Origin of the sequence: Kaistella sp., assembly GCF_032060305.1 — a bacterium.
Taxonomy (GTDB): domain Bacteria; phylum Bacteroidota; class Bacteroidia; order Flavobacteriales; family Weeksellaceae; genus Kaistella; species Kaistella yananensis.
On record NZ_DAMBHK010000060.1, the window covers coordinates 1 to 3,982 of the forward strand.

General features: G+C 46.1%; 4 protein-coding genes. 3 read left to right on the forward strand and 1 reads right to left on the reverse strand.

Going from position 1 to position 3,982, the window contains the following annotated elements; genetic code table 11:
- The 3 genes from V5N63_RS08870 to V5N63_RS08880 form a co-directional block, all read left to right on the forward strand.
- A partial coding sequence (locus V5N63_RS08870; protein WP_332033659.1) for a hypothetical protein occupies nucleotides 1-205 on the forward strand: 205 nt, incomplete at its 5' end.
- 531 nt (nucleotides 206-736) lie between these two features.
- Nucleotides 737-1,375: a DUF6266 family protein gene (locus V5N63_RS08875; RefSeq protein ID WP_265144519.1), complete on the forward strand. Its 639-nt coding sequence runs from the start codon at nucleotides 737-739 to the stop codon at nucleotides 1,373-1,375.
- Between the two features lie 359 nt (nucleotides 1,376-1,734).
- Nucleotides 1,735-3,291: a glycoside hydrolase family 10 protein gene (locus tag V5N63_RS08880; protein ID WP_332033660.1), complete on the forward strand. Its 1,557-nt coding sequence runs from the start codon at nucleotides 1,735-1,737 to the stop codon at nucleotides 3,289-3,291.
- Here the strand turns inward: V5N63_RS08880 and V5N63_RS08885 are convergent.
- Nucleotides 3,288-3,982, reverse strand: a 695-nt coding sequence (locus tag V5N63_RS08885; protein WP_332033661.1) for a class I SAM-dependent methyltransferase, incomplete at its 5' end; no start/stop codon positions are given. The genes V5N63_RS08880 and V5N63_RS08885 overlap by 4 nt on opposite strands.

Consider the following 3,982-nt stretch of genomic DNA (forward strand, 5'->3'; position numbering starts at 1 on the left):
AACTCTCAAATATGCGAAGATTATTCCAGACTGCCAAATTTTTAAACCCTTGTTGTATAGTCATTTATATTTTTATAACTTTGAGATATACAAAATGCGAAATGCTGAAGTTATGCAAAATGCGAACATCATTTTCGATCATGCCGTTTTTTCTTTTTCCACCGGTAACCACCGCGGCAATCATATGGATAAGCTTTCCACATGAACAGCACCTGCTGCGCAAAGTCTCCCGACTTTGAGCCACTTATCAACCTTAGCCTTTTCAAAACTACAAAAACCTCCTCCACCAAAATACGGGAAACCTTAATCACCCCTTTTTTCCCTCTTTCCCTGCTTTTTCATCCCGCATCCAGCACCCATCACCCAGCATCCCGCATCCCGCACCCAGCACCCATCACCCATCACCCAGCCCTCCAACATCGAACAGTATACGGCTAGTCTATATACACCGCATATAGAATGGATATACAACCCTTAGACAAATCATATACAGGGGATAGTGAAAAGTACTCATCTCTTTTCGGTCATCGTTTCCTGTTTCTCCTTAAACCCGCCTCACAACAGGCATTTACAGAATAAAGAACACTAAGGATACCAATCCCATTAATGGATAAAACCACCCCTTTAATGACAGGTAAGGAAACGAATGGAAAATTTTGGAAACTTTTTACCTGTTTTTAAAACACGTTCCTGAATTCCTCAACTTTACACCATTAACCAATTAAAAATCAATACCATGGGTAAAATTTATGACTCCCTCTTATCGGGAACCTCGGGCCGAACCGGCCGAATCGTAGTAGCCAACATGTTCGGAAACGAATTCACCAAAATCCGTCCACGCAAAAGAACTTCGGCACCAAGTGCAAAACAGCTGCTCATTTACCAGCGCATGAGATTAAGCGCAGAATTCATGCAATCTTACCGTGCCTATGCCTGTGATCATTTCGGAAGACGCATCGGGATGAAATCATGTTACAACCTCGCAATGACCAACCTGATGACCAATTTCCTGATCGATTTTGCTGCAGGAACCATTACCCCTCAGTATCCTTCCATCTCCTTTTCAAAAGGATCTTTACTGGCTGCCGTACCCCTGACCCTAACCCTGCCCACTCCGGAAACCCTCACCGTAACCTGGCAGGACAATTCTGCCGGTAACCCAGCCCGTGAAACCGACTGGGTGCAGATCCTCATTGCGGCAAAAGACCAGCCCCTCACCTCCTTTGTCGAAAATGCAGCCCAGCGCACCGCCGGAACCTATACCGCCAATGTCCCACCACAAATGGTAGGTCAGGACCTCTATGTCTGGCTCGCCTTTCGGGACACCCTGGGTGAAGAGGTATCGAACTCCGTCTACGCAGGAACCATCATCTAAAGCCACCAAAACACAGCCCACCACAAGAGACGCAATGCCTTGCGTCTCTTTTCCAGTAATAGTAAAGCATGGCCTCTCAACAGAAATGCACAGCGTCTCTCATCTACAAAAATCACAATTAATCTTTTTTTTATTAATTCAGATGACTGTCTAAAACTTTCTAAAACACAATTCATGACCATGGATCTGTTTAAAAATAAAAAATGCCTCCCATAAGCCCGTTTACAAAATCGGGATAATAACAGTGCAGGATGATATTTTATTACCATCTGCCTCCCCATACGCAATCCCAAATTTTTCAGTTTCAGATATAGTAGTATTTTTGCTTCATGAATATCCGCAACCTAAAATATAGCCTTTTGCTGGCAGCAGCCGTTTTTATCAATTCCTGTACTACCCAGAAACCTCAGGTAAAGAACCGCAGTACAGCTAAGAAGAGTCAGGTGACCAAACCTGTCCCTCCAAAGACACCAGCGAACCCGCTCCCCCCTGCAGGAACCGATGTAATAAAAGTTACGCTCCCGGAAATCAATCGCGAATTCCGTGCAGCGTGGATCGCTACCGTGGCCAACATCAACTGGCCTACGAGAAACAACCTCACGACACAACAACAGAAAGACGAAGCCATTCAGTTGCTCGACATGCTGAAAGGGGCAAACTTCAACGCCGTGATCTTTCAGGTTCGCCCTTCTGCAGATGCCATGTACAAGAGCGATCTGGAACCCTGGTCTTATTTCCTTACCGGGCAGACCGGCAAAGCACCTTCCCCTTATTACGATCCCCTGGAATTCTGGATTGAAGAAGCACACAAACGCGGCATGGAACTCCATGTCTGGATGAATCCCTACCGTGCCCATCACACCACGGGCGGTGCTGTAACATCCTCAAGCATGGCCTCGGTCATGTCACACAGTGTATATAAACTGAGAAACGGAATGTACTGGATGGACCCGTCTGATGAAAGGGTACAGAACCATGTCTCCAGTGTCATTAAAGATCTGGTAAAACGTTACGACATCGATGCGGTCCATATCGACGATTATTTCTATCCTTACAAAGAATACCACGGCGGCAGGGACTTTCCTGATGACAAAACCTGGAATAAGTACCGAAATTCCGGCGGCACCCTTTCCCGCGCAGATTGGCGCAGGGCTAATGTGAATAAGATCATCAAAAGACTTCACGATGAAATCCATGCCGAGAAAGCTACCGTAAAATTTGGGATTTCTCCTTTCGGAATCTGGAAACCGGGCTATCCTGCCGGCGTAACAGGCTCTTCCCAGTATGATGAACTCTATGCCGATGCGAAACTGTGGCTGAATGAAGGCTGGTGCGATTATTATTCGCCACAGCTCTACTGGAAAGAAGGCGGCGCACAGAGTTTTTCTGCCCTCCTGAAGTGGTGGAAAGACGAAAACATCAAAAACATCCACGTCTGGCCAGGCCTGAATACCGTAGGGGTAAAAGCTGATAACAAACCCAATGAAATTATCGGCCAGATGAACACCATCCGCCGCATGCTGCCAAAGAACGGCGCAGGTGAAATTCATTACAGCACCGATGGTCTTAAGAAAAGCCCTGAAATGCTGAGTGCGGTGAAAAACCTCTATCGTGAGGATGCGCTGGTGCCTGCAACCCCGTGGATTAAAACAAAGAAAATCATGACGCCGACCCTCTCGGGAGCAAAGTCAGGTGATGGTTACAGGGTGAACTGGGATTCAAAGGAAAACGGAACAGTCTTCCGTTGGGTACTTTTCGCCAAATATGGCGATACCTGGGAAACTAAAATCCTGGACCGCGATCATACAGGCAAAACACTTCCGCTTACCAGAAACGGTAAAAAACTCAATACTGTAGCCATTAAAGCCATCGACAGGTTAAGCAATGAGAGTGATTACGATGCGGTGAAGCTTTAAGCGTTTTTAGTAAGCACCGCCAGATACTGATCATTCTCGTCTTCAAAAATCACCTCGGCGTGAAATCCCTCTTCGGCTGCAATCACCATCATGGTTTCAGGGTCCAGATACAGCCACCCGAACCAGTTGGTAAGCTGCTGGTCAAATTCGTAGCGGGTATTGATTTCGCCATAGTATTTGTTGTAGGGCTGCAGAACATCCTCGTACATATAAGCAATGTCGCAGGAATCGAAAACAATCTTACCGTCATTATTCAGCAGTGTTGAAGCTTTTTTCAGAAACTCCCTATAACCCTCCAAAGTCGATGAAATGCCGATCCCGTTCATTAGCAGAAGCAGCGTATCGAATTTCTGCCCTTCAAAGGTGAAAAAATCTTCACAGATAACATTGGCGACCCCTCTGTCCTTCATAACCTCACACGCGAGCGGAGAAATTTCCAGTGCGGTAACATCGAGACCTTTTTTAGAAAGATCCAGAGCATGCGAACCCGCGGCAGCACCAATATCCAGCACTTTACCGGAACATTCTTCAATCGCCACCCTTTCCAGTTCAGGCATTTTCCTGAAGTTTCTGAAATAATAGGAAACAGGCATCTCTACTTTGGGCCCAAATTCGTCATGAACAAAAAGCTTCTTTCTACGCTCAGTAAAATGGAAATCATGGATGGCTTTTCCGGGAAGGTCAATCATAT